The organism is Microbispora sp. H10830, from assembly GCF_014161375.1.
GTDB lineage: Bacteria > Actinomycetota > Actinomycetes > Streptosporangiales > Streptosporangiaceae > Microbispora > Microbispora catharanthi.
In genome coordinates, this window is sequence record NZ_JABBWX010000011.1 from 265,054 (window position 1) to 286,950 (window position 21,897).

A 21,897-nucleotide genomic window follows, 5' to 3' on the forward strand; every position below is an offset into this window, starting at 1 on the left:
GCGTCGGCCCTGCGCACCCGCGGCGTCGTCGTACCGGGGTCGGCACCGGTTGATACCCCGGTCGCGAACCACGCTGCCGGAAATGCGACCTGCGGATGACGCCACGCGAGCGCGCCCGTAGGTAACTTGCGGGTGTGATGGACGTGACAAACCCGGCCCGGGCCCGGGTGGAGTCGCCGGCGCAAGCGTGGCTGCGGCACAGGCCGGCCGGGCTGCTCCCGGACGCGCTGCTCGCCCTTGCGATCACCGGCTTCGCCCAGGCCGACCTTGCGTTCCATCTCGACAACTCGGCGCCGTACGGCCCGATGCCGGCCGTGGTCGCCTCCACGCTGGTGGCGACCTCGATCCTGGCGTTGCGCCGGGTGACGCCGCTCGCCACTGCCGTGATCCTCGCGGTCGCGATCGCCGGGCCGATGCTGGTGACGCCGCTGACGGTCACGCTGTGGGGCGATCTCCTGCCCATCCTGGTCGCCACCTACTCCGTGGCCCGGCACAGCGTGTCGGCGCGGGCCTTCATCGGCGTGGCGGCCGTCGGCGCCGGCTTGGTCGTAGTGTTCCTGCGCAACCCGGAGTCCGGCACCGTCGGCAACATCCCGTTCGTCGCGGTGCCGCTGGCGGTGTGCTTCGTCGCCGGCCGGGTGCTGCGTGCCCGTGCCCGCAGCCACTCCGACGACCGCGCCCGGGCCCGGCAGCTGGAGGCCGAGCGCGAGGAAGCGATCCGAGTCGCGCTTGCCGACGAGCGCGCCCGCATCGCGCGTGAGTTGCACGACATCGTGGCCCACTGCGTCAGCGTCATGGTGGTCCAAGCGGGCGCCGCCGAGGACCTGCTCGACCGCGACCCGCAGAAGGCGCGAGCACCGCTGCGCTCGGTGCAGGAAACCGGGCGGCAGGCCGTAGGCGAACTCGGGCGCATGCTCGGCCTGCTGCGCGGGGAACGGGCCCAGCTCGCGCTCAAGCCGCAGCCGGGCACGGCCGACCTGGCCGAACTGGTCGACCACATGGCCGCGATCCGCCTGCCGGTCGAGCTCACCGTGGAGGGTTCGGGCCGCCCGCTCTCACCCGGCGTAGACCTGACCGTCTACCGGATCGTGCAGGAGGCGCTCACCAACGTGCTGAAACACGCCGCGCCGACCACCGCGTACGTCAGGTTGCACTACGACGATCAGTCCGTACGGGTAAGCATCCGCGACACCGGGCGAACAGGCGGGCGGGGCGGAGCCGACACCAGCCGCGTCGGGCACGGCCTGATCGGGATGCGCGAACGGGTCGGGCTCTACGGTGGCTCGCTTGAGACAGCGGGCACGCCCGGCGGTGGCTTCACCGTTACGGCACAGTTGCCGCTGGAGGCGGGTCAGCGATGATCAGGGTCCTGCTCGTCGACGACCAAGCCCTCGTACGCGGCGGTTTCCGCTCGATTCTGGAGGGTCAGGACGATATCGAGGTGGTTGGCGAGGCGGTCGACGGCATCGAGGCCGTTGACCGAGGCTCCGTGCTGCAGCCCGACGTCATCCTCATGGACATCCGCATGCCGCGCCTGGACGGCATCGAGGCGACGCGCCACCTGCTGAACGGCGGCACCTGCCGGGCGCGCATCCTCATACTCACGACATTCGATGAGGATGAGTACGTCTACCAGGCGCTGCGGGCCGGAGCGAGCGGCTTCCTGCTCAAGAGCGCACCGCCGCGCGAGCTCGCCGGGGCCGTCCGTACGGTCGCCGCGGGCGAGGCACTACTGGCACCAGAGATCACCCGGCGAATGATCGAGGATTACGTCCGCCGCCCACGGCGGGGCTCTGACCGCCCAGCCGGGCTCGAGACGCTGACCCCGCGCGAACTCGAGGTACTGAGGCTCATCGCCCGAGGCCGCTCCAACGCAGAGATCGCCGCGGAACTTTACCTCAGCGGGCCAACGGTCAAAACCCACGTCACCCGCATCCTCGCCAAGCTGGGTCTACGCGACCGAGTCCAGGCTGTGGTCTTCGCCTACGAATGCGGCCTCGTCCACCCCGGCCACTGACCACGGCCGTGCACCAGACCCGCCACTGCGCCGAAGAGGATCAACCCGCGAGGTATCCGCGAACATCCAGCCGATCCTGTCCGCGTCGACCGGCGACGTCCGCTGCGGCGGCCGAGCGGTGGCGGCGTAGCCGGTCGGCGCACCCGAAAGCGGCGCGATGACGGCGGCGTCCACCAGCCCGAGAGGAAGATCGACGTACCTCTCGACGGGTTCCGCCATCCGAGGAAGATCCCCGTCCTCCAGCTCGGCTACATGAAGCCGCTGCCGCCGAACGACTTCAGGAACGCGACTTCGGCTTGTGGACCAACACGCGACTCCAGGAGATAGCCGACCTCTCCCATGACCGGCGACGGCACGAGGAGCAGGGTCGCGTCCCATCGCGGCCTGACGCCGGTCGTCCATGGGCCGATCTTCCCGTCTGCCTCGACCCACCGCGAAGCGGCAGCGGGCCGGCGACGGAAGGCCGAGCCCGTCCTCGCGCTTACCTCAACCGGCCGCCGTTCCTCGATCACCAGATGCCAACGGTCACGGACGGGCTTGAACTGGAGGAGTCGGGCTGCTGGGCTCTGCCTGGGTCGGGGCAGGCGGGACTATCAGGCCCACCTCAGCCACTACGGACCCGGCTCGTGCTCGTCGCGATCATCCCGGAGCTGAGGCCCCCGCCGGAGGCGCAATGAACTGGCCACAGGTCAAGGGATCGTCCTGCAGAGAACGATGTTTCGCATCTTGATCGCCCCATGCCTGGTTACTGAGGTTGAACTCGTGGTGTCGTAGGGGCTGATGGCTCGTCGTCCGTGCGGTATCACCGGAGCATGCGATATCCACAAGGAGGCGGGCTGACTGCCGAACGGCAGCAGTTCCGCGAGGAGTTACGGCTCAAGGCGGCCGAGCGGTTCGCCCAGGGCGAGGCGAGCTCGGTCATCGCCAAGGCCCTGCGCGTCAACGTCCGCTCGGTACAACGGTGGCGGCAGAAGTGGGAGCAGGGCGGTCCGCGGGCCCTGCGGTCGCAGGGGCCGGCATCGCTGCCGAGGCTGAGCCAGGAGCAGTTCGCGCAGTTGGAGGCGGAGCTGGCCAAGGGGCCGACCGCGCACGGCTGGGAGGACCAGCGCTGGACACTGGCGCGGATCAAGACGGTGATCGGTCGGCGCTTTCACATGGCCTACACGATCCAGGGCGTGCGGAAACTGCTGGCGCGTAACGGCTGGTCCTGGCAGGTCCCGGCCCGACGGGCCATGGAGCGGGACGACGGGGTGGTGGCCGGGTGGGTCAAGGAGGTGTGGCCCTGCGCGGAAGACTCGCGGCGGCCCGTGGAGCCCGGCTCGTCTTCGAGGACGAAGCCGGATTCTCCATGACGCCGCCGCACGCGAAGACCTGGTCACAGCGCGGCCGGACCCCGGTGGTGCGGGTCCGCGGCCGCTCCCGCAGACGGATCTCCATCGCCGCGCTGACCTGCTACAAACCCGGTCGCCGCTCCAGGCTCATCTACCGGCCCCGCCATGACGACGGCCGTCGCGATGGGCGCAAGAGCTTCTCCTGGCGCGACTACCGGGACCTGTTGATCGCAGCACACCAGCAGCTCGGTGGCCCGATCGTTCTCGTCTGGGACAACCTCAACGTCCACAAGGCCGCCGACCTGCAAAAGTTCGCCGAGGCCCGGGACTGGCTGACCATCTACTATCTGCCGCCCTACGCACCCGACCTCAACCCAGTCGAGGGGATCTGGTCCCTCCTGCGACGCGGCTGGCTCTCCAACGTCGCCTTCAGTACCCCTGAACACCTCGTCCAGCGCATCCGGCGCGGCCTACGGCACATCCAGTACCGCAGCGAACTCATAGACGGCTGCCTCGCCGAGACCGGCCTGGCAATCAGACCTACCTGAGCAACCCGGCCACATCACGAGTTCAACCTCAGTAATGCAGGGCGGCCGCGAGTGCCTCGGCCAGGGTCACGGGCGGGCGGCCGATCAGGCGGCGCAAGTCGCCAGAGTCGGTGTACATCTCGCCGCGGTTCATACCGCGGTCAGCGTCAGCGAGGACCTCCGCCAGCTCGGCGGGTAGGCCCGCGGCGTCCAGTACCTGGGCGAAGTCGGCCACCGGGAGGTCAGCGTAGGTAACCTGCTTTCCGGCCGCAGCGGAGATCGCGGCGGCGAGCTCAGTCAGGGTGAAGGATTCGTCGCCGCCGAGCTCGTACACGGCGCCGGTGTGGCCTTCAGTGGTGAGGACGACCGCTGCGGCCTCGGCGTAGTCGGCGCGGGACGCGGCGCTGATCCGCCCCTCGCCTGCGGCGCCGACGACCGCGCCGTTCTGCAGGATCTGCGGCAGTTGGCTGGTGTAGTTCTCCAAGTACCAGCCGTTGCGCAGCAGCACGCTGGGGATTCCGCGGTCCCGCAGATACGCCTCGGTCTCGCTGTGCGTGGCACCGATGACGGTGGTGGCCGTGTCCGCGTGCGTCGTGCTCGTGTACGCCACTAGCGACACGCCTGCGGATGCCGCGGCGTCGATCACGCGGCGGTGGTTGGCGACCCGCTCGCCCACGGGGACCGAGGCCGAGATCAGCAGCAGCCTGTCCGCCCCCGCGAATGCCTGGGCCAGGCCGTTCGTGTCCGCGAAGTCGGCGCGGCGTACCGTGATGCCTCGGTCGGCCAAATCCTTGATCCCGGCGATGTCCCGGCCGGTCGCGATGATGTCCGCGGCCGGGATCCCGCGCCGCAGCAGTGCCTCGACGGTGAGCCTGCCCAGCTGGCCGGTGGCTCCAGTGACGACGATCGGCATGATGGTCATTCCTTCCTTCCGCGCGTGCCTCGCACGCCTGCCGCGGTCCGTCCGCCGCGGGATGGAACACAGAATGACCTGAACACTCTCTGTTGGGGAGTAGCCACTTCTTGGTAGGGTACTTACCGCAGCGAAAGCATTGAGGTGAGCCGTATGGCTGCTGTCGAGAATGCGACCGGGCCCATGCCGTCATTCGATCCGTACGAGCGCGGCTGCCCGTCGCGGGACCTGCTCGACCAGATCGGCAGCAAGTGGGCGGTCCTCGTGCTGGGCGAACTCGGCCGGAACGGGACCTCCCGGTTCGGTCATCTCCGGCAGGCGCTGGCGGGCGTGAGCGAGAAGATGCTCACTCAGACGCTGCGCACCCTCGAACGCGACGGGCTGGTCAGCCGGACCGTCTACCCAGAGGTGCCGCCGCACGTGGAGTATGAGCTGACCGCGCTCGGCCAGACGCTACGGGAACCGCTGAAGGCGCTCACGGAGTGGTCCGTGCTGCACATCGAAGAAGTCATCACCGCCCGCGAAGAGTACGACGACCGCACTGAGCGCACCAGGTAATCAGCGGCGGCCAGCGGTCTGGTCATAGACGGCCGCCTCGCCGAGACCGGCCCGACAATCAGACCCACCTAAGCCACCCGGCGACATCACGAGTTCAACCACAAGTAGCTCTATTCTCCTGTGGATGTCGAATGGCCGGTTCCACTCTCCGCTGCGTTTAGGGTCCCATTCTTCGTTACGCGCGTCAGGGTGACATACGGCTTCGTATTCCGCGCTCGACACCCAGGAGATGGAAGGTGTGGATGCCGCGGTGACCATCAGGGTCAACAGAGCTACGGGGGCAGTGAGCCGCGGTGGCGTGCTGGCGGTCGGCGCAGTGCCTTGGTGCGGCGCGGCGGGCGCGCGGCGGTCCGCGCGTCCCCCGCGCGAGAACGGCTCCCAGGCCGCACGCGCAGCGTGGGGAGGACGGCGCGGGGGTGCGGCGGCGCGGTGCGCCACCGCCTTGATCCTGCTCGCCACCTTCGCGAGTCTGCGGTGGGGCGAGGTCGCGGCACTGCGGCGGATGGACCTGGACCTGAAGGCCGGGACCGTCAGCGTTCGGCAACAGCATGTCGAGTTGGACACGGGCGAACTCCTCGTCGGGCCGCCCAAGTCCCATGGCGGTCTGCGAACGGGGGCGATCCCGGAGGCGATCATTCCGGCGCTGCGTCAGCGCCTCGACCCGTTCACCGAGCCAGAACCGGTCGCGCTCGTCTTCACCGGGGCGAACGGCGGCATCCTGCGACGCAGCAACTTCCACCGGGCGGTCAAGTGGAGTGAGACGACCAAGAAGATCGGCGTCCCCGGGCTCCACTTCCACGATCTTGGCCACACCGGGAACACGATCGCGGCCAGTGCCGGCGCTTCCCTCCGCGACCTGATGGCCCGCATGGGCCATGGCAGCGTACGCGCCGCGATGATCTACCAGCCGCACGGCGGAGGCGGACAAGGGCATCTCGGACGCGAAGAATCGCAAGATCAAAAGGGCCAAGGTCCAAAGCTGATGGCACGGTAATGGCACGAAGCCCCGTGGCGTGATCGCTACGGGGCTTGTTATTGCTGATGGGCGGTACTGGGTTCGAACCAGTGACCCCTCGCTTGTAAGTCAAGCCAGGAAGAGTCGGGACCAGCACCGCCACCGCCCCGACCTGGGCGTACGATCCATCGTCGTCCACTGCCGTCCGGGCTCGTCCACGGCGATTGTCACCCAGATAGTCACCTGTCGCTATCGGCGAAGCCCGTACCGAGAAGCGCACGAGGCTCTCTCGGCAAGCCTCACTCGCCAGCCCTGGTCGGCAGCGCAGGGAACCCGTGCAGTAGCCTGACAGCGGTAGAAGCCAGAGGTTATATTCCGAGGTGTGGCCTGGAACGTCGTACTGCTCGAACCGGTTGAGGACTGGTTCCTCAAGCTCTGCGAGACCGACCCTCATACCGCGACCTTGGTCGAACGGGCCATCGACCGGCTGGCCGAGGTCGGCCCGGCTTTGGGCCGTCCGCTCGTGGACACCTTAGAAGACGACGACCTGAACAATTTGAAGGAGTTGCGCCCCGGCTCCCGAGGCCGCTCAGAGATCAGGATCGTGTTCGTCTTCGACCCAGACAGGGAAGCGATCCTTCTAGTAGCCGGAGACAAGGCTGGACGATGGTCGCGCTGGTACCACGAGGCAATCCCTCTGGCCAAGCACCGCTACGCCCAATACCGCGCAGACATGGCGAAGGAAGACCGAGATGAGCCCTGCTCGTAGCTGGCGCGAAGTCAAGGCGGAGGCGCACCGCCGCCATCCGGAGCTGGCCGATCCTGCCCGGCAGGCCGCAGCCGACGCTGAGCTGGATGCGTACGTGGCCGGACATCACCTGAAGGAACTGCGTAAGGCACTAGGGAAGACTCAGGCCGATATTGCCGCTGCCCTGGGCATCTCGCAATCCCGTGTTTCCCAAATCGAGAACGGCGATCCTGAGGTTATGGAGATAGAAACCCTTCGCGCCTACGCGAACGCCCTGGGAGGACACCTTCAGGTGACGATCAGCGTCGGCTCTCATTCCGTCAAGGTCGCCTGAACCGCCGCCTCCACAGGCCACCAGCCATCCCCTCCCGCGGCTTCGAGATTTCGGACTGGTCACCGATGCCCGGAAGTCGAGAGTCAAAGGCAGTGGCACGTCGATTCAATGGCGCCAGCCCCGCTTTCCCTTGTCGGAAGGCGGGGCTCTTTTCGCTGGTGGGCGGTACTGGGTTCGAACCAGTAATTCCTCGCTTGTAAGTCAACCCAGGAAGGGACGGGACCAGCACCGGCACCCGCCCCGACTTGGGCGTACGGTCCGTCGTCCACCGCCGTCCGGGCCCGTCCCTGGCGATTGTCACCCAGATAGTCACTCAGCGCGGCCGGTCCACGAGCGCCGCGAAACGCCCGGATGTTTGGCAGTCCTGACTGTTCCGAACGAGGCGACGCTCACGCTCCGCGGCAATAGACCGCGGTCTGCCGGCGCTGCCGTTCCTGGCGTACCGTCGGCAGCTGTGTTGGATGACGGCCGGTCAGCGACGATTGGCGGGCGATGCGTCGCGATCGGTGATCCAGCGGATGAACAGCACTAACTGAAGTGATGGCGACCCCCGTGCTGCGCTCAATCATCTCCTTCGTCCGTCCTCGCCACCTCGCTGTGCCGGCAGCCGTCTACCTCCCACTGGCTGGGCTCATGTTCGGTGGCTCGGCCGGCTCCCTCGCGGCGGTGAGCCGCGCCTGCGCCGATTTGCCGCCCTTGGACGTCCGCAGCTGGTGGACCCTGCAGGAGGCCCGGGCCATGCTGACCGCATGCGGCCCTGCCGGCCGCACCGCGTACTTGCACCAGCAACTGCTCGACCTGGCATATCCGGCCGCCCTCGCCGCGCTGCTTGTGGTGGCAACGGCACTGCTGGCCCGCCGCTATGGCGACCGATGGTGGCCGGTCCTGGTGCCGACAGTTGCCATGACCGTCCTCGACTACGTCGAGAACATCGGCATATGGGCCTTGCTGCTGGACTGGCCCCGCACCCATCCCGCCGTGATCGCATTGGCTGGCGTGGCTACAGCGATCAGACGCGTCCTCGGCTTCGTCGCGTTCACCACACCGCTGCTGCTGGCCTCGGTCGTGCTCGCCTCAGCGATCAGCCGACGCGTCCAACGGCCGGAATCCGCCGACCAGGCGACAGATACCGACACCTCCGAATCGGCACTTACCGCTGCGTCGTGAAAAACCGGGCAGCGTAGGCCCAGCTGAAGGCTTGGCCGCCGGCCTGGCCAAACTCGCCCGCGAGCGGGGGGGTGGGCCGGCGCCGTTGCCGGCCGCCGAGCCGGGCACCACGGTGGAGGTGGACCGGACCGTCAGCCGAGCCGGCACGGTCAGCCTCGCGGGGCCCATCGTGCTCGCCGCCGAGATCCTGGCGGCCGGCGCGCCACCGTCCGGATCGAAGAGCACACGCTCATGTTCTTCGACCCCGACACCCGCGAACTGCTGCGCATACCAGCACCGCACGGCGGAGGCGGACAAGGGCATCGCCGACGCGATGAACCGCAAGACCAAAGTGCCAAGATCCAAGATATTGACACGTCAATGGCACGAAGCCTCGTTTCGAAGATCGGAACGGGACTCTTTTCGCAGGTGGGCGGTACTGGGTTCGAACCAATGCCCCCTCGCTTGTAAATCAACCCAGGAAGGGCAGGACCAGCACCGCCACCTGCCCTGACCTGGGCATACGTCCATCATCGTCCACCGCCGTCCGGGCACGTCCATCGCGATTGTCACCCGGATAGTCGCCCAGTGCTGCCATGCTTGAAAGCAGCCGGACGATTAGATCCACTGCACGCGAACGATATACACCTCGCGCTGGGGCTCCAATACGAGATAGGTCACCAGCCCGCGCTCCCCAAACGGCATGACCCTCATATTGCCGTCGAGCTTGCTTGGCGACTGCGGTCCACCGGCCCAGGGCTCAAACTCAATCAGGTCCAGTACTCCGGCCAGATACCGCAAGGCATCGTCTGGCAGGGCCGCGATCTATTCTTGGGCGACAGGATCGGGCCCTTCTCGGTCCTGGGGTACGACCAACGCTCTACGGATGGCACGCAGATTCTTCTCCGGAAGAGGACCTTCAGGGGTGAACTCCTGCGGTTGCGCGCTCATGCCGCCAGTGTACGTACGGGTGCCCAGCGCGGCCCAGCCGATCGCCAATGACTCCCAAGCGTGGTTCGCCCTCCGGACCCAGCTCTACCGTCCTCGGCACCAGCGGGTACGGCCCGAGCCGAGCCTTGGATGGCCAAGTAGCTTCAGGCAGACGCGCCGTGCAGGACGAGTGCGCGCATCAGCCGGGCAACCGTGCAGCCGCCACCTCGATCCCTGTACGGTGCAGCTGCCGCCAGGCGAGTGGCCGCCTGCCTCGGCGGCCTTTGCGCAGCCGGGTCGCGGACCTGGTCGGCGCGTTCCGGAATGGTGGTGCCGACGCCATGCTGGCGGGACTCATGTGATCGCGAGCGCGCCATAAACGCCGTTATATCCCCTTGCCCAGGGCGTTCTCGCGAGCGGTCCTCGCTTCCTCGCCCACCAGGTAATGCACGGTCGTGCCCGGCAGAGTGGGCAGCTCGGCCCAGTGAGTGATCGGATCGTCGCACTCCTGTGGGTCGTCACGGTCCCGGCCGTAGGGCAAACGGACGACCCCGTCAGAGTCGACGAAGCAGTCGTGGTGCTCACGCCCGTCCTCATCGAAGTGACGGGTGGTGAAGTACATCGGCCTCACCAGCCAGAAATCCTGCCCGGCGTTCAGATCGAGCTCGTCCGCATCGTCGGACACGAAACGGCCCGTGATCGCGGCGGCCACAGGCATTCCGTCCCCCGGCAGCCTCTCCCGTGAGTCCACCCACTCCACCTCTGCGCGCATGTCCATCCCGGCTCCGATCTTCTGTCAGGTACGGCCATTTTCGCAGTCCTGCCCTTGTCCCGTCCGCTCAGCGCCGGCGAGCGGAACGTGCAGCCCTGGGCGTCCCCGGCGCGATCGACACCCGCGCTGCGCCACCCGTCGGAGAGCGGAGGAGAAGCGCCTCGAAGACGGACCCGGCGGGCACGGCTAAGCCGTCATCGCCAACGCGCTCCCGAGCCAAGGAACACCGGGAACACGATCGCGGCCAGTGCCGGCGCTTCACTCCGCGACCTGATGGCACGCATGGGCCATGACAGTGTGCGCGCCGCGATGATCTACCAGCACCGCACGGCGGAGGCGGACAAGGGCATCGCCGACGCGATGAATCGCAAGATCAAAACAGCCAAGATCCAAAGCTAATGGCACGTTGATGGCACGAAGCCCCGTGGCGTGATCGCTACGGGGCTTGTTATTGCTGGTGGGCGGTACTGGGTTCGAACCAGTGACCCCTCGCTTGTAAGTCAACCCAGGAACGGGCGGGACCAGCACCGCTACCCGCCCTGACCTGGGCCTACGGTCCCCCGTTGTCCACCGCCGTCCGGCCTCGTCCACCGCGATTGTCACCCAGATAGTCACTCAGGCGGCAGCGTCCGTGATCAGCCGGGCAACAGCGTGAAGGCCTCGACGTGGCGTGGACGCACGATCCGGAAGTGCCGGTGGTCGACTGTCGCGACCTCCCTCAGCCCCAGACGCTCCGCGATCGCGATGACGGCAGCGTCCACCAATCCGAGAGGAAGATCGACGTACCTCTCGACGAGTTCCGCCATCCGAGGAAGATCCTCGTCCTCCAACTCAGCCACGTGGAACCCGTTGCCGCCGAAAGACTTCAGGAACGTGACCTCAGCCTGCGGGCCGACACGCGATTCCAAGAGGTAGCCGACCTCTCCCATCACCGGCGACGGCACAAGCAACGGCCCCTCCGCCTGGCGCAGCAGCTTGAGACAGGCCTGGTGGTGCTCGTCCTTGGCGTTGCCAGCAGCGAGAAGGACGCCGGTGTCGCACAGGAGCACGTCAGCGGCCCATCTCGGAGCGCAGGATCTCCTCGTGGCGTTCGGCGAGGTCCGGCTCGGCCTCGAACGACGCGAAGAACGGAAGGTCACGCTCCACCGGGGCAGGCTCGTCCAGACGGCCGCGAATCAACTCCAGAGCCGGGCGTAGCTCCGACTCCGGCAACTGGTCCACGAGGTAGTGCAGTTCCTCGCGCATGACGCTCATGCCCTCAGTCTAGGTCTGCAGCGTGACGAGGGCACGAGCATCGGGCGTAACCCGGCCACCGAAAGATCGTTGGGGGCGGGGCCGACACGAGGTGGGGAGGAGAGCGGCGTAACAGCAGTCCCAGAATCACGGACGGGGCTCCGCCTCATGCAGAAGTTTCGGCAGCACTGTCACGGGTCCTGCCGCCGAAGGTGCCTGCGCTCGTTCCCCTTCACAGGCTTTGCCTTGCGGAGCAGTATCGATGCGGCCGCATCGCCCAGCCGGTACCGGTGTGGCCGGCCGCTGCTTGCCTCGTTCCCCCTCAGAAGCCTCCGCACGTGAGCTGCTCTGATATGCGCCTTCCTCAGGAGGCTTGCCAACTCCGCCGCTGTAACCAGAGTTGCCGCCGGCTCCAATTCCGCGGGCGCTGGCGTCTGGGCGTCGTCTACGCCGGGTTCTGTCCTCTCAGGCGGCTTGGTCCGCGTCGCGTGAAGCCATTCTGCGATGCGACGGTCAATGTGATGGCTGATGCGGTTGGCGACGCGCGCTTGAATATGAGTGTCGAGTCGCTCCTTGAGCCGGCTATCGAAGTGGGAATCGAGGCGTGGCTTGAGTTTCGCGTCGGCCCAGGTATCAGCCCAAGTGAAGAAGCGGATGTCGAACTTGTGCTCCACGAAGTCCGTAGCCATAACAGTGAAGTAGCCATCGAGGAGACTCTTCAGATGGGTGTCAGCCCAGGCGCCGAATTGCTCGTCGAATCTACTCTCGAAGTGAGCGTCGAGTTGATTTTTGAGGTAGGTGTCGGCCCACACCTGGAGCCGCGCATCCACCCGTGCGTCAAGTTGACGTTCGACCCGATCTTGAAACCACGCGTCGAACCAGCGCTCAACCCATGCCCTGCGTCCCATTCGCACCCCTCGCCAGGAGAAACGGAGGTATCGGCTGAACGTACGATATGAGGGCAGAAGAGAGACCGAGTAGCTATGAGATGGGCATATTTTCGTCGCCTTCAAGAGACGGAACTCGGCATTTCATCCTGTGGATACAGGTCGTATCGGCGGGGTGGCATGCGCCCCACCTGCCTCTGCTGCCCGCCTCGCCACAGCTTGTGTATGGGTAGGTTTGGTGATCACGCCACGCTTGAGCGGGCTGTCTTTAGCATGGATTCGTGGCGACGATAGGCGAACGCATCCGCAGCGTCCGGAAGCGCCGGGGCCTGACTCAGCAGGGCCTCGCCAACCTTGCCGGCGTGTCCGCCTCGCTCATCCGCAAGCTTGAGCAGGACGCCCGGAGAGACGTGCGGCTGGAAACGCTGCGCAAAATAGTGGTGGCCCTCAAGGTGCCGACGACCTCGCTGATGATGCGGCACGACGCAGAGCCGGCCGACGAGCAGACTCTCGACCTGTGGGGGCCGGTACGGCGGGCGCTGTATGGCCTCGAAGGTCCGCTCTTAGAGGCGCCGACCCGAGAAGGACTGGGCTCAGCCCTGGAAGCGTCGATGCCGCTGTGGAAGCAGGACCGCTATTCGCAGATCGCGGCCATGCTGCCGGTGATGCTTCGGGACGCCGATGCGCTGGTAGAGGCGGACCTGTCAGCGCGCCACGTACGAGGCAGACTGCTGCACCTTGTCGGCTGGCTGATGACCCAGACGCGTCAGTTCGACGAAGCCGAGTTCGCGCTGTCGCGGGCCATGGACGACATGAACGACCCCTTGGACGCGGCGGCGACAGTCGGCACCCATTGCTGGCTTCTCCTGCGCCAGGGGCGGCTCAACGAAGCCCGCCAGATGGCGACACAGTGGGCTGACGACGTGGAGCCCCGGATCTCTCGTGCGACGCCACACCAGTTATCCGCCTGGGGATGGCTCCTGCTTCGCTCCTCGGCAGCCGCCATCCGCGACAACCGGCCCGGCGAAGCAGATGACACAATCCGCCTTGCGCGAACCGCAGCCGTCGCGATGGGGCGCGACCTGACGCCGGACGAGGACTTCTTGCGCGCCTTTGGCCCGATCACCGTGGCGATGAAGCGCGTGGAGAACGCCATGATCGAGGATCGGCCGGACAAGGTCCTCCAGCTCTCGCAGACGATCCCGGTTACGGACCTGCGGCCAACCTCCAACAACCGGAACCGTCATCTCCTCGACGTGGCCGAGGCGCACCGCCGGATGCACCGGCACAGCGAAGCCTTCGACATCCTGCGAGGCGTCCGGCATGACGCCCCGGAATAGATGACCAACCAGCGATACGCCCGAGACATCCTCCAGGGAATTATCGGCAAGCGGCGCGCCCTCACCGACGACATGCGCGATCTCGCTGACTTTGTGCGACTCGAATACTGACTTGTGACACCGGCCGTGTCACTTCCACTTACAGGCATCAGGAAGTGACACGAAATCACACTTCCGGGCCTGTTGCGCCTGCTCATAGCGTTGCACCATGCACCCGACCATGGCGGGATTCCGTCCCATTCACGCACGAGGTAAAACACCCACAACGCCATCACGAGCCGCTGAACGATTGACCGACGAATTGGCGGCTCTCGGAATCCGGACTGATGTTCACGAGGGGTATGGGCTCGCCCTTGTGTCTGTGTGGGTCGAACTGGTTGTCTGGACAGATGGCCGATGCTACCGCTGGTGGTCCGGGCGTAAGTCGCCACGGACCCAACGGTGGTGGCAATCCCCTGAAACCGTGGAGACGTTTCTATGCGGCGATGGCTTCGTGAGCCCCCGCCGTGGCGGTCGCTCGGGCGGCCATGATCCGTTGCTCGTACTCGATCGGGGGTAGGCCGTCGGCGGCGCTATGGCGCCGGCGCGGGTTGTAGAAGTCGGCGATCCAGATGGCGATCTTCATCCGTGCCTGGTCCCGGGTGGCGAAGCGGTGCCGGCGCACGAACTCGACTTTGAGGGTGGAGTTGAACGACTCGGCCGCGGCGTTGTCCAGGGCGCAGCCCACCCGGCCCATGGATTGCACCACGCCCCAGTGCCGGCAAGCGGCCTGGAAACGGGCGGCGGTGTATTCGCTGCCGCGGTCGCTGTGAAAGATCACTCCCTCGATGGTGCCGCCGCGGGTGACGGCCGCCATCTGCAGCGCAGCGATGGTCAGGGCCGCGTCGTGGTGGGTGGACATGGCATAGCCGAGCATCCGGCGAGAGAACAGGTCTTCCACTGTCGCCAAATACAGCTTGCCTTCGCCGGTGGGGATTTCGGTGACGTCGCCGCACCACAGCACGTCCGGCGCTATCGCGGTGAATTGCCGTCGCACCAGATCCGGCGCCGCGGCCCGTTTCCCCGCCCTGGTCAGCCCTCGGGGTTTGCGGCGCTCGCGGGCGACCAGACCGAGTTCGGCCATCCGCGCCGCCACGGTGTTGACCGAGACCCGCCAGCCGTCCTGGTGCAGATCCCGGGCGATTCGCGGGGACCCGTAAGTCCCGGCGGAGGCGGTGAACCGTGCCGCGATCGCCTCATCCAACCGGTCTTGCCGCTGCCGGCGGGCGGTCGGCGCCCGATCGCGCCACTTGTAGAACCAGGCTTGCGAGACACCCAAGACCCGGCAGGTCAGCACATGGGGAACGTCATGCTCGGTCTTCTGGGAAGCGATGAAGGCCGCCACGCTCACCGGCCCGTCGCTTCCTTGACCCAGAGGACCACGGAGCGCTTGAGGACATCACGCTCCATCTCCAGCTCAGCGCGTTCCTTGGCCCACTCGGCCTTTTGCCTGCGCAGCCGCGCGAGTTCTTCACGCTCGGACTCGGCCAACTCTCCGCCGGAACCGCTGTCCTGCTCTCGGGCCAGCCGGTCCATTTGCACCCAGTTGGCCAGCGTGCCCGAGTTGATTCCCAGGTCCCTTGCGACCTGGGCGATCGACTTACCCGTCTCACGGACGATGCGCACCGCACCCGCCCGGAACTCCGGATCGAACCTGCGTCTGGTCTCTCCCACGACCCAACCTTCTCCTTAGGTCAGGTCTCCACGCTACGAGGGGAGAGCCAGTACCGATCATGAGCGCGAACGACGAACACGATTGGATGACCGACCTCGTTCGGGTCATCAACGCACCCGGCTATGACCGGTGGCGCTCGATGGTGGCCGCGACAGGCGGCTGTTCTCACCCGATCCACCTGGCCGGCGAGTCGGCCATCGTGGACGCGGGCACCGGCGAGGTCCTGCACAGCTACACCACAGCCGACGAGCCGGGCGGTCGCCTGCTCATCGCCTGCGGCAACCGGCGCGCCTCGGTGTGCCCGGCCTGCTCGGAGGTCTACCTGGCAGACACCTTCCACCTGATCCGCGCTGGCCTGTCGGGCGGCAAGGGAGTCCCGGAGACGGTCAGCTCCCATCCGCGGGCCTTCGTCACGCTGACCGCGCCGTCCTTCGGCCCGGTCCACTCCCACCGGGACGGAAGTGCCTGCCGTCCCCGGAGGCGTGACAAGGTGTGCGAGCACGGGCGGCCGGTCGGCTGTCATGCCCGGCACGAACCACGAGATGACCGGCTCGGACAGCCCATCTGCCCGGACTGCTACGACTACATCGGGGCCGTCCTCTGGCAGGCACACGCGGGCGCGTTGTGGCACCGCTTCACCCTGGCCATGCGGCAAGAGCTGGCCGCACAGATGGGAATGAGCCGCCGTGCCTTCGGCAAGGAGGTGCGCGTCTCGTTCGCCAAGGTTGCCGAGTATCAGCGGCGCGGCCTGGTCCACTTCCACGCGGTCATTCGTCTCGACGGCCCAGCAGGAGCCCTTGAACCCCCTCCCGTATGGGCCGATCACGACCTGCTCGTACGGGCGGTCCCACCTGCGGTCGCCCGTGTCCGTCTCTCCTCACCCGAAAGCGAACTCGGACAGTGGGAGCTGACCTGGGGCGACCAGCTCGACATCCGGCCCATCCTCCTTGAGGAGAAGGCGGAAGGAGTCAGCGAACGGGCGGTGGCCGGCTACATCGCCAAGTACGCCACCAAGGGTGCGGAAGCCTCCGGCACCGTCGATCACCGCGTGTCGTGCCCGGCCTGCGGCGGTCGTGGGCGGCTCGCCCTGACCGCTACCTGCGGGCGCTGCCACGGAACCGGCCTCAAACCCGGGCTCCACCTGGACGCACTGCCGGTCACAGACCACGCCCTGCGCATGATCCGCACCTGCTGGGACCTCGGCGGACGCCCGGAGTTCGCCGCCCTGCGCCTGCGGCCATGGGCGCACATGCTCGGCTTCCGGGGTCACTTCTCCAGCAAGAGCCGCGCCTACTCCCTCAAGCTCGGCGACCTGCGCGGCGCTCGCGCCCAGCACCGAGCCGCCGAAGCACGCGAACGCCACGGGCTGCCCGACCTCGGCGACGCGACCACGCTCGTCCTTGGCCACTGGCGCCTGGCCGGGATCGGCCACACGCCTGGCGAGGCGATCATGGCCGAACGCATCCGCCAGCGCGTCCAGACCGCCCGCGCCATCAGGGCAGAGCGCGAGGGCGGATGACCCCACCCCCATCCGCCGATCGGCGGCTCTACCGCATCCCTGACGCGATGCGCCTGCTCAGCCTCAGTCGCAGCGTCATCTACGAACTCATCCGCTCGAGGCGGCTTCGCTCCGTCCGCCAGGGCCGTACCCGGCTCATCCCGGCCTCGGCCATCGACGACTACATCCGGCTACTGGAGAAGGAGGCAAGGAAGGCATCATGACCGCCCGACGCAGCAAAGGAGACTGCGGCCTGCACTGGGACGAACAGCGGCAACGCTGGATCGCCTCGGTGACCCTGGGCTACTCCCCTGCGGGGAAACGCATCGTGAAGAAGGCCAGCGGCAAGACCAAGACCGAAGCCAAGGCCAAACTCAAAGAGATCATCCGCGACCACGAGGACGGGCTGGCCATCGCCCCAACCAACTACACCGTGAGCGACGCCGTGACCTACTGGCTCGCTCACGGCCTGGGCGGCCGGTCCCCCAGCACGGTCCGGATGTACGCGACATTCGCGGAGACCCACGTCCTCCCGGCGCTCGGCGCGCGCAAGCTGCGTGACCTGTCCGTGGAGGACGTGGACTCCTGGCTGGCCAGCAAGAAAGGAGAGCTCAGCACACGATCACTCAAGCTGATCCACGGCATCCTGAACCGCGCGGTCAAGAGCGCCATGCGCCGCGACAAGGTTAAACGAAACGTCGTCGACCTCTGCGAGATCCCCGAAGGGCGCGCCGGTCGTCCCTCCAAGGCGCTCACCCTGGCGCAGGCTCAGGCCATCCTCGACGAGACGGCCAAGGCCACGCCGCGCATGCGTGCGTACATCGTGCTCTCGCTGCTGATCGGCGCTCGGACCGAGGAGCTTCGCGCGCTCACCTGGTCACACGTCGTCGCCTACGACGAGAAGCGGCAGGCGTGGTTGCCTGTCGCCGAGGCCGGCTGGGGCCACGAGGAGTTCGCCATCCACGTCTGGCGCTCGGTCCGGCAGAAGGGCGACACCAAGACCGTCAAGTCCCGCCGATCCCTCAAGCTGCCCCGGCTCTGCGTCGACGCTCTTCACGCCCTGGCCGACAAGCAGGCCTCAACCGAGTTCGATCTCGTCTTCCGCACCAAGAACGGCACAGCACTCACCGCGCACAACGTACGACGCGACTTCCGCAAGATCCTCGACGACGCCGATCTCCCTGGCAAGGACTGGTCTCCACGCGAGATGCGGCACAGCTTCGTCTCGCTGCTGTCGGACTCCGGCGTTCCGATCGAGGACATCTCCCGTCTCGTCGGCCATCGGAACACCGTGGTCACCGAGACCGTCTACCGCAAGCAGATCCGCCCTGTGCTCATGCAGGGCGCTGAGAAGATGGACAGCCTCTTCGAGGCGTAGTCACTCAGATAGTCACTCGGTCCGCGAAAACAAGATCGACAACACGCCGTTTCACCTGGTGGGCGGTACTGGGTTCGAACCAGTGACCCCTCGCTTGTAAGGCGAGTGCTCTACCGCTGAGCTAACCGCCCGGACCGGACTACACCTTACGACACCGACCCGCCTCTCAGCACATCGAGTGACCAGTCGGCGCCCGCGTCGTCGTCTCCCGCCGCCTGCCAGCCGAGGAGGGCCGCCCCCAGCATGCCCGCCCGGGGGCCCAGGGCGGCCGGGCGTACGGGCGGGGGCTCCCGGAAGGTCAACCGGCCGGCCAGCCGTTCCCGCAACGGCTCGAACAGGGCCGCACCGGCCTCCGCCAGGCCGCCGCCGATAACGATCAGGGCCGGGTCGAGCACGAGCACGTACGACGCGAGGGCGATGGCCAGGGCTTCGATCGCCTCGCCGAACACCTCGGCGGCCACCGCGTCTCCCGCGACCGCGAGCTCGACGACCTCCTTCGCGGTCGCCGTACGGCCGGAGCGCGCCGTGAAGCGGCGGGCCACGGCCGAGGCGGAGGCGTAGGTCTCCAGGCAGCCGATCTGCCCGCAGGCGCACTTCTCCCCCGCCGGCCAGACGGACGCGTGCCCGATCTCGCCGCCCCAGCCGTGCGCGCCGCCGTACGGCTCGCCGCGGAGCACCACCGCGCCCGCGATGCCGGTGCCGATGGGCAGGAAGAGGAAGTCGGCGACGTCGCGGCCCGCGCCGAAGACGCTCTCGGCCAGGCCGCCCGTGCGGACGTCGTGGCCGAGCCGCGCCGGGACGCCGGGCGGCGTGAACGCCTCGGCGGGCACGTCGCGCCAGCCGATGTTGGCCGAGTAGACGGCGGTGGACGCGGTGACGATGCCCGGGACGGCCAGGCCCACCCCGGCGGGCTCGACGCCGTACCGGGAGCGGCCGAGGTCGGCGATCTCGCCGACGTAGGCGCGCACGGCCTCCACCACCGCGTCCGGACCGTGTTCGCGGCCCGTGGGGCGCCCGGCGAGGACGGTGACTTCGCCGTCGCGGGTGACCAGGCCGCCCTTCATGGAGGTGCCCCCCACATCCAGGGCGACGACGTAGGTCACGAGCGGCCCAGGACGCGGTCGAGGGCCGCCTCCACCTCCGCGGCGAGGCCGGGCATGCGACCGGAACCCGGCGAGCCGGCCGTGACGAGCGGCTCACCGGCACGGGCGAGCCGCACCTCGCCGCAGGAGCGGCACTCGATCTCCCCCAGGCGGCAGATCAGCGCGATCGAGCCGCACGAGGCGCACGTGTCGAGATCGAGGTCGTGCACACGCTGGCAGTCCGGGCAGACGAGGACCTGCGCCTCGCGGCGCACCGCGCGCTTCCATGGGCTGGCGCCGCGGACGGGATCGGTCTGCCGGGCCCCGCACCTGTAGCAGGGCATCGTGGCCTCCAATGGGGCGAGTCGGAGTCGGAGTCGAATATGTCAGTGCCCGGGGGCGGGCAATGAAACGATCAGATTTCCGCGAGCGCCTTCCGGTACTCGTCGAGATCGCGTGCGGAACCGATCGGGTTGACGACCTTCCAGCGCACGACGCCTTCGCCGTCGATGATGAACGTGCCCCGGAGCGCGAGTCCCCTGTCCTCATCGAGGACACCGTACGCCCGGGCGACCTCACCATGGGGCCAGAAATCCGACAACAGAGGAAAAGAGAAGCCCTCCTGGTCGGCCCAGGCGCGCTGGCTGAACATCGAGTCGACCGACACCGCCAGCACCTGGACATGCGGAGACAGGGAGTCGGCGAGCTCGTCGCGGATGGCCGCGAGCTCGCCGTGGCAGACGGGGCTGAAGGACAGGGGATAGAAGACGAGCATGACCGTCTTGCCCCGCAGGTCGGAGAGGCGCACGGGAACGCCGTGCTGGTCCTTGAGTGCGAAATCCGGAGCCTGCTGCCCGACCTCTATCGCCATGAGCAGTCCCTCCCCAGGTGTCCGCCCATCATCCTGCCGTACGGCATCCCCGGGCCGTACGGCAGGGCAATACTCAGCGGCGAGCCTTCGGGGCGACGAGCCTCGTGCCCGACCAGTCCCTGGCGGCGCTCACGCTGCTCGTCTGCGACAGCCCGGCGGTCGCCGCGTCCTCACCGATGTCGCTGGGCTCCACGTGGCCCTCGCGCCCCGCCTTGGGGGTCAGCAGCCAGATCTGGCCTCCGTCGGCGAGTGCGGTCATCGCGTCGCTCAGCGCGTCGAAGAGGTCGCCGTCGCCGTCACGCCACCAGAGCAGCACCACGTCGACGACGTCCTCGTAGTCCTCGTCCACCAGCTCGTTGCCGGTCAGCTCCTCGATGGACTGGCGCAGCGCCTCGTCGCAGTCCTCGTCCCAGCCGACCTCCTGCACCACCTGACCGGCTTTGAGGCCGAGTCGTTCGGCCAGGCCGCGTTCGTCCTGCGCCTGACCCGCGGTCGCGCTCACGTTTATCCCTCCTGCTTGGGGTGACCCCGCCCATGTCTTGCGGTTGTCCCGGCTCGTTGAGAGCCATGCTTCGGCACAGTCCACACGCTGCGACCCGCCGTCGTCAACGGTCGCCACGGCGGGTGACCCGCACCGTTATCTCTTAATCGGTCAAAAACGACAAACGAACACGCCTGTCAGGGTTGTCGACGTTGAGGTCGATCAAGGCGACCGACTGCCAGGTCCCCAGCGCCAGCCCGCCCTTGAGGACGGGAACGGTCGCGTACGGCGGAATGAAGGCGGGCATGACATGCGACCTTCCGTGCCCACGAGAGCCGTGCGCATGCCGCCACCGGTCGTCCGCCGGCAGCAGGTCCCCCAGAGCGGCCAGCAGGTCCTCGTCGCTGCCGGAGCCGAGCTCCAGCAGCGCCACGCCCGCCGTCGCGTGCGGAACGAAGACGTGCAGCAGCCCGTCTCCCCCGCACTCGCGCGCGAAATCGGCGCACTCCTTCGTTATGTCGTGCACGCGCTCGCGCGCGCCGGTCCGCACCTCGATCACCGTCGATTTCACATCCGCGATATTACGATTCGCGCTGAGCTGGAAGGACGACAGCGTCCGGACCGGGGAAGACGAGCGCTTCGTGCCCGTCCTCGTACCTCACCAGGAACGGCGGGCCGCCCTCTGGACCGCGGACCTCGACGATCACACCGTGCTTCTCGTGGTCGCCCACGACGGCACCGTGCACCACCAGCCGGTCCCCTACCGTTGCGTGCATCTCGATCCCCCTCTCTCCAGAGCCTGGTACGGCTATCGCCACCTGGAAAGAGGAGAAACCCCCCTCTCCTCAGAGGAAGGGACAACTCATACCAAAACGTTACGTGGCCGGCACGCCGCCCCGGCCCCGCCCGCGCACCCCCGGAAACGTGCCGGAGACGTGGAGACAGGCGAGGCGGAAGGTCCCCAAGACAATGGCGGGACGGCTACGACCGCGACCGCGCGGCGACTTCGCCCGGCGTTCCGGGTAGGGCGCGGTCAGGCCGGGTACGGAGGTTCCGACCAGGCACGATGTGACGCAGGCGACCTTGCGGCGCCCCCGGCGGCGACCGGGAATGGATGGTAGGTAAAAATCGTCCTACCATCGGTGGTCTAGGCCAACACCTGCCCCGCAGCCAGCGCGGACG

The 21,897-nt window shown here is 67.6% G+C and carries 28 protein-coding genes and 2 tRNA genes; 15 read left to right on the forward strand and 15 right to left on the reverse strand.

The features are described from left to right. Positions 1 to 137 precede the first annotated feature (137 nt). From HHX35_RS27160 to HHX35_RS27175, 4 genes are all read left to right on the forward strand, one after another. Positions 138 to 1,361, forward strand: coding sequence for a sensor histidine kinase (locus tag HHX35_RS27160; protein ID WP_259405459.1), 1,224 nt, complete (start codon positions 138 to 140; stop codon positions 1,359 to 1,361). Further along, complete coding sequence (locus tag HHX35_RS27165) at positions 1,358 to 2,017, forward strand: response regulator transcription factor (protein ID WP_182901542.1); 660 nt, start codon at positions 1,358 to 1,360, stop codon at positions 2,015 to 2,017. Before HHX35_RS27160 ends, HHX35_RS27165 begins: the two co-directional genes overlap by 4 nt. 812 nt (positions 2,018 to 2,829) lie before the next feature. Continuing rightward, on the forward strand, positions 2,830 to 3,369 hold the full coding sequence (locus HHX35_RS27170) for a winged helix-turn-helix domain-containing protein (RefSeq protein WP_182901543.1): 540 nt from the start codon (positions 2,830 to 2,832) through the stop codon (positions 3,367 to 3,369). After that, positions 3,294 to 3,896 (forward strand): IS630 family transposase, encoded by a 603-nt coding sequence (locus HHX35_RS27175; RefSeq protein ID WP_182901544.1) that lies wholly within the window; start codon positions 3,294 to 3,296, stop codon positions 3,894 to 3,896. Before HHX35_RS27170 ends, HHX35_RS27175 begins: the two co-directional genes overlap by 76 nt. A gap of 28 nt (positions 3,897 to 3,924) precedes the next feature. Here the strand turns inward: HHX35_RS27175 and HHX35_RS27180 are convergent, their stop codons facing one another. After that, positions 3,925 to 4,797, reverse strand: a complete 873-nt coding sequence (locus tag HHX35_RS27180) for an SDR family oxidoreductase (protein WP_259405426.1) — start codon at positions 4,795 to 4,797, stop codon at positions 3,925 to 3,927. A 144-nt stretch (positions 4,798 to 4,941) separates the two neighbouring features. On the opposite strand from HHX35_RS27180, the gene HHX35_RS27185 reads away from it, so the two are divergent. Then, a complete protein-coding gene (locus tag HHX35_RS27185) occupies positions 4,942 to 5,346 on the forward strand; it encodes a helix-turn-helix domain-containing protein (protein WP_068897377.1) in 405 nt (134 codons plus the stop codon). A 442-nt stretch (positions 5,347 to 5,788) separates the two neighbouring features. Next, positions 5,789 to 6,340, forward strand: a complete 552-nt coding sequence (locus HHX35_RS27190) for a site-specific integrase (RefSeq protein ID WP_182901545.1) — start codon at positions 5,789 to 5,791, stop codon at positions 6,338 to 6,340. Between the two features lie 48 nt (positions 6,341 to 6,388). On the opposite strand, the gene HHX35_RS27195 is transcribed toward HHX35_RS27190, so the two are convergent. Next, positions 6,389 to 6,469, reverse strand: a tRNA-Val gene (locus HHX35_RS27195). A 214-nt stretch (positions 6,470 to 6,683) separates the two neighbouring features. On the opposite strand from HHX35_RS27195, the gene HHX35_RS27200 reads away from it, so the two are divergent. From HHX35_RS27200 to HHX35_RS27215, 4 genes are all read left to right on the forward strand, one after another. Further along, positions 6,684 to 7,070 (forward strand): type II toxin-antitoxin system RelE/ParE family toxin, encoded by a 387-nt coding sequence (locus HHX35_RS27200; protein ID WP_142618016.1) that lies wholly within the window; start codon positions 6,684 to 6,686, stop codon positions 7,068 to 7,070. Further along, positions 7,054 to 7,383: a helix-turn-helix domain-containing protein gene (locus tag HHX35_RS27205; RefSeq protein WP_142618018.1), complete on the forward strand. Its 330-nt coding sequence runs from the start codon at positions 7,054 to 7,056 to the stop codon at positions 7,381 to 7,383. The genes HHX35_RS27200 and HHX35_RS27205 overlap by 17 nt, the downstream gene beginning before the upstream one ends. Positions 7,384 to 7,935: 552 nt before the next feature. Then, the gene (locus HHX35_RS27210; RefSeq protein WP_182901546.1) at positions 7,936 to 8,550 is read left to right on the forward strand and encodes a hypothetical protein; all 615 of its coding nucleotides are present in this window, start codon (positions 7,936 to 7,938) and stop codon (positions 8,548 to 8,550) included. Positions 8,551 to 8,581: 31 nt separating this feature from the next. After that, complete coding sequence (locus HHX35_RS27215; RefSeq protein ID WP_182901547.1) at positions 8,582 to 9,043, forward strand: hypothetical protein; 462 nt, start codon at positions 8,582 to 8,584, stop codon at positions 9,041 to 9,043. An 801-nt stretch (positions 9,044 to 9,844) separates the two neighbouring features. Here HHX35_RS27215 and HHX35_RS27220 read toward each other — a convergent pair. Continuing rightward, on the reverse strand, positions 9,845 to 10,237 hold the full coding sequence (locus HHX35_RS27220) for an AQJ64_40280 family protein (RefSeq protein ID WP_182901548.1): 393 nt from the start codon (positions 10,235 to 10,237) through the stop codon (positions 9,845 to 9,847). A 267-nt stretch (positions 10,238 to 10,504) separates the two neighbouring features. Between HHX35_RS27220 and HHX35_RS43820 the strand changes: the two genes are divergently transcribed. Next, entirely contained in the window at positions 10,505 to 10,630 is a 126-nt protein-coding gene (locus HHX35_RS43820; protein ID WP_259405427.1) for a hypothetical protein, read from the forward strand. A 236-nt stretch (positions 10,631 to 10,866) separates the two neighbouring features. On the opposite strand, the gene HHX35_RS27225 is transcribed toward HHX35_RS43820, so the two are convergent. The 3 genes from HHX35_RS27225 to HHX35_RS27235 all read right to left on the reverse strand — a co-directional run bounded on the left by HHX35_RS27225 (position 10,867) and on the right by HHX35_RS27235 (position 12,372). Further along, entirely contained in the window at positions 10,867 to 11,280 is a 414-nt protein-coding gene (locus HHX35_RS27225) for a type II toxin-antitoxin system VapC family toxin (RefSeq protein ID WP_182901549.1), read from the reverse strand. A 1-nt stretch (position 11,281) separates the two neighbouring features. Continuing rightward, positions 11,282 to 11,485 (reverse strand): hypothetical protein, encoded by a 204-nt coding sequence (locus HHX35_RS27230; protein WP_182901550.1) that lies wholly within the window; start codon positions 11,483 to 11,485, stop codon positions 11,282 to 11,284. A 170-nt stretch (positions 11,486 to 11,655) separates the two neighbouring features. After that, complete coding sequence (locus tag HHX35_RS27235; RefSeq protein WP_182901551.1) at positions 11,656 to 12,372, reverse strand: hypothetical protein; 717 nt, start codon at positions 12,370 to 12,372, stop codon at positions 11,656 to 11,658. A gap of 260 nt (positions 12,373 to 12,632) precedes the next feature. Here HHX35_RS27235 and HHX35_RS27240 point away from each other — a divergent pair, with 260 nt between their 5' ends. Then, positions 12,633 to 13,691, forward strand: a complete 1,059-nt coding sequence (locus HHX35_RS27240) for a helix-turn-helix transcriptional regulator (RefSeq protein ID WP_310739332.1) — start codon at positions 12,633 to 12,635, stop codon at positions 13,689 to 13,691. A gap of 475 nt (positions 13,692 to 14,166) precedes the next feature. On the opposite strand, the gene HHX35_RS27245 is transcribed toward HHX35_RS27240, so the two are convergent. Both HHX35_RS27245 and HHX35_RS27250 read right to left on the reverse strand, forming a co-directional pair. Then, the gene (locus HHX35_RS27245; RefSeq protein ID WP_182901552.1) at positions 14,167 to 15,081 is read right to left on the reverse strand and encodes an IS3 family transposase; all 915 of its coding nucleotides are present in this window, start codon (positions 15,079 to 15,081) and stop codon (positions 14,167 to 14,169) included. Further along, the gene (locus HHX35_RS27250) at positions 15,078 to 15,404 is read right to left on the reverse strand and encodes a transposase (protein ID WP_182901553.1); all 327 of its coding nucleotides are present in this window, start codon (positions 15,402 to 15,404) and stop codon (positions 15,078 to 15,080) included. The genes HHX35_RS27245 and HHX35_RS27250 overlap by 4 nt, the downstream gene beginning before the upstream one ends. 86 nt (positions 15,405 to 15,490) lie before the next feature. Between HHX35_RS27250 and HHX35_RS27255 the strand changes: the two genes are divergently transcribed. From HHX35_RS27255 to HHX35_RS27265, 3 genes are read left to right on the forward strand one after another with little or no spacing between them, the layout of a single operon-like run. Continuing rightward, a complete protein-coding gene (locus HHX35_RS27255) occupies positions 15,491 to 16,924 on the forward strand; it encodes a replication initiator (protein ID WP_259405428.1) in 1,434 nt (477 codons plus the stop codon). Continuing rightward, on the forward strand, positions 16,921 to 17,127 hold the full coding sequence (locus HHX35_RS27260) for a helix-turn-helix domain-containing protein (RefSeq protein WP_182901555.1): 207 nt from the start codon (positions 16,921 to 16,923) through the stop codon (positions 17,125 to 17,127). The genes HHX35_RS27255 and HHX35_RS27260 overlap by 4 nt, the downstream gene beginning before the upstream one ends. Continuing rightward, the gene (locus HHX35_RS27265; protein ID WP_182901556.1) at positions 17,124 to 18,281 is read left to right on the forward strand and encodes a site-specific integrase; all 1,158 of its coding nucleotides are present in this window, start codon (positions 17,124 to 17,126) and stop codon (positions 18,279 to 18,281) included. Before HHX35_RS27260 ends, HHX35_RS27265 begins: the two co-directional genes overlap by 4 nt. A 56-nt stretch (positions 18,282 to 18,337) precedes the next feature. On the opposite strand, the gene HHX35_RS27270 is transcribed toward HHX35_RS27265, so the two are convergent. The 7 genes from HHX35_RS27270 to HHX35_RS27300 all read right to left on the reverse strand — a co-directional run bounded on the left by HHX35_RS27270 (position 18,338) and on the right by HHX35_RS27300 (position 21,491). Beyond that, a tRNA-Val gene (locus tag HHX35_RS27270) sits at positions 18,338 to 18,412 on the reverse strand. A gap of 15 nt (positions 18,413 to 18,427) precedes the next feature. Further along, a complete protein-coding gene (locus HHX35_RS27275; RefSeq protein WP_182901557.1) occupies positions 18,428 to 19,384 on the reverse strand; it encodes an ROK family protein in 957 nt (318 codons plus the stop codon). Continuing rightward, entirely contained in the window at positions 19,381 to 19,707 is a 327-nt protein-coding gene (locus tag HHX35_RS27280) for a hypothetical protein (RefSeq protein ID WP_182901558.1), read from the reverse strand. The genes HHX35_RS27275 and HHX35_RS27280 overlap by 4 nt, the downstream gene beginning before the upstream one ends. A 71-nt stretch (positions 19,708 to 19,778) precedes the next feature. Next, positions 19,779 to 20,234, reverse strand: a complete 456-nt coding sequence (locus HHX35_RS27285) for a peroxiredoxin (RefSeq protein WP_182901559.1) — start codon at positions 20,232 to 20,234, stop codon at positions 19,779 to 19,781. Between the two features lie 73 nt (positions 20,235 to 20,307). Continuing rightward, positions 20,308 to 20,736 (reverse strand): DUF3052 domain-containing protein, encoded by a 429-nt coding sequence (locus tag HHX35_RS27290; RefSeq protein ID WP_030505660.1) that lies wholly within the window; start codon positions 20,734 to 20,736, stop codon positions 20,308 to 20,310. A gap of 142 nt (positions 20,737 to 20,878) precedes the next feature. Beyond that, positions 20,879 to 21,286 (reverse strand): YjbQ family protein, encoded by a 408-nt coding sequence (locus HHX35_RS27295; RefSeq protein WP_182901560.1) that lies wholly within the window; start codon positions 21,284 to 21,286, stop codon positions 20,879 to 20,881. 10 nt (positions 21,287 to 21,296) lie between these two features. Next, positions 21,297 to 21,491 (reverse strand): DUF1918 domain-containing protein, encoded by a 195-nt coding sequence (locus HHX35_RS27300; RefSeq protein ID WP_139576418.1) that lies wholly within the window; start codon positions 21,489 to 21,491, stop codon positions 21,297 to 21,299. Positions 21,492 to 21,897 lie beyond the last annotated feature (406 nt).

Excerpts from the sequence above, each read along its gene's own strand:
- HHX35_RS27205 (WP_142618018.1), top strand. The coding sequence starts at position 7,054 with ATGAGCCCTGCTCGTAGCTGGCGCGAAGTCAAGGCGGAGGCGCACCGC.
- HHX35_RS27185 (WP_068897377.1), top strand. The coding sequence starts at position 4,942 with ATGGCTGCTGTCGAGAATGCGACCGGGCCCATGCCGTCATTCGATCCG.
- HHX35_RS27280 (WP_182901558.1), bottom strand. The coding sequence starts at position 19,707 with ATGCCCTGCTACAGGTGCGGGGCCCGGCAGACCGATCCCGTCCGCGGC.
- HHX35_RS27265 (WP_182901556.1), top strand. The coding sequence starts at position 17,124 with ATGACCGCCCGACGCAGCAAAGGAGACTGCGGCCTGCACTGGGACGAA.
- HHX35_RS27230 (WP_182901550.1), bottom strand. The coding sequence starts at position 11,485 with ATGAGCGTCATGCGCGAGGAACTGCACTACCTCGTGGACCAGTTGCCG.
- HHX35_RS27260 (WP_182901555.1), top strand. The coding sequence starts at position 16,921 with ATGACCCCACCCCCATCCGCCGATCGGCGGCTCTACCGCATCCCTGAC.
- HHX35_RS27220 (WP_182901548.1), bottom strand. The coding sequence starts at position 10,237 with ATGGACATGCGCGCAGAGGTGGAGTGGGTGGACTCACGGGAGAGGCTG.
- HHX35_RS27160 (WP_259405459.1), top strand. The coding sequence starts at position 138 with ATGGACGTGACAAACCCGGCCCGGGCCCGGGTGGAGTCGCCGGCGCAA.
- HHX35_RS27165 (WP_182901542.1), top strand. The coding sequence starts at position 1,358 with ATGATCAGGGTCCTGCTCGTCGACGACCAAGCCCTCGTACGCGGCGGT.
- HHX35_RS27170 (WP_182901543.1), top strand. The coding sequence starts at position 2,830 with ATGCGATATCCACAAGGAGGCGGGCTGACTGCCGAACGGCAGCAGTTC.
- HHX35_RS27285 (WP_182901559.1), bottom strand. The coding sequence starts at position 20,234 with ATGGCGATAGAGGTCGGGCAGCAGGCTCCGGATTTCGCACTCAAGGAC.
- HHX35_RS43820 (WP_259405427.1), top strand. The coding sequence starts at position 10,505 with ATGGCACGCATGGGCCATGACAGTGTGCGCGCCGCGATGATCTACCAG.
- HHX35_RS27235 (WP_182901551.1), bottom strand. The coding sequence starts at position 12,372 with ATGGGACGCAGGGCATGGGTTGAGCGCTGGTTCGACGCGTGGTTTCAA.
- HHX35_RS27180 (WP_259405426.1), bottom strand. The coding sequence starts at position 4,797 with ATGACCATCATGCCGATCGTCGTCACTGGAGCCACCGGCCAGCTGGGC.
- HHX35_RS27255 (WP_259405428.1), top strand. The coding sequence starts at position 15,491 with ATGACCGACCTCGTTCGGGTCATCAACGCACCCGGCTATGACCGGTGG.
- HHX35_RS27300 (WP_139576418.1), bottom strand. The coding sequence starts at position 21,491 with ATGCACGCAACGGTAGGGGACCGGCTGGTGGTGCACGGTGCCGTCGTG.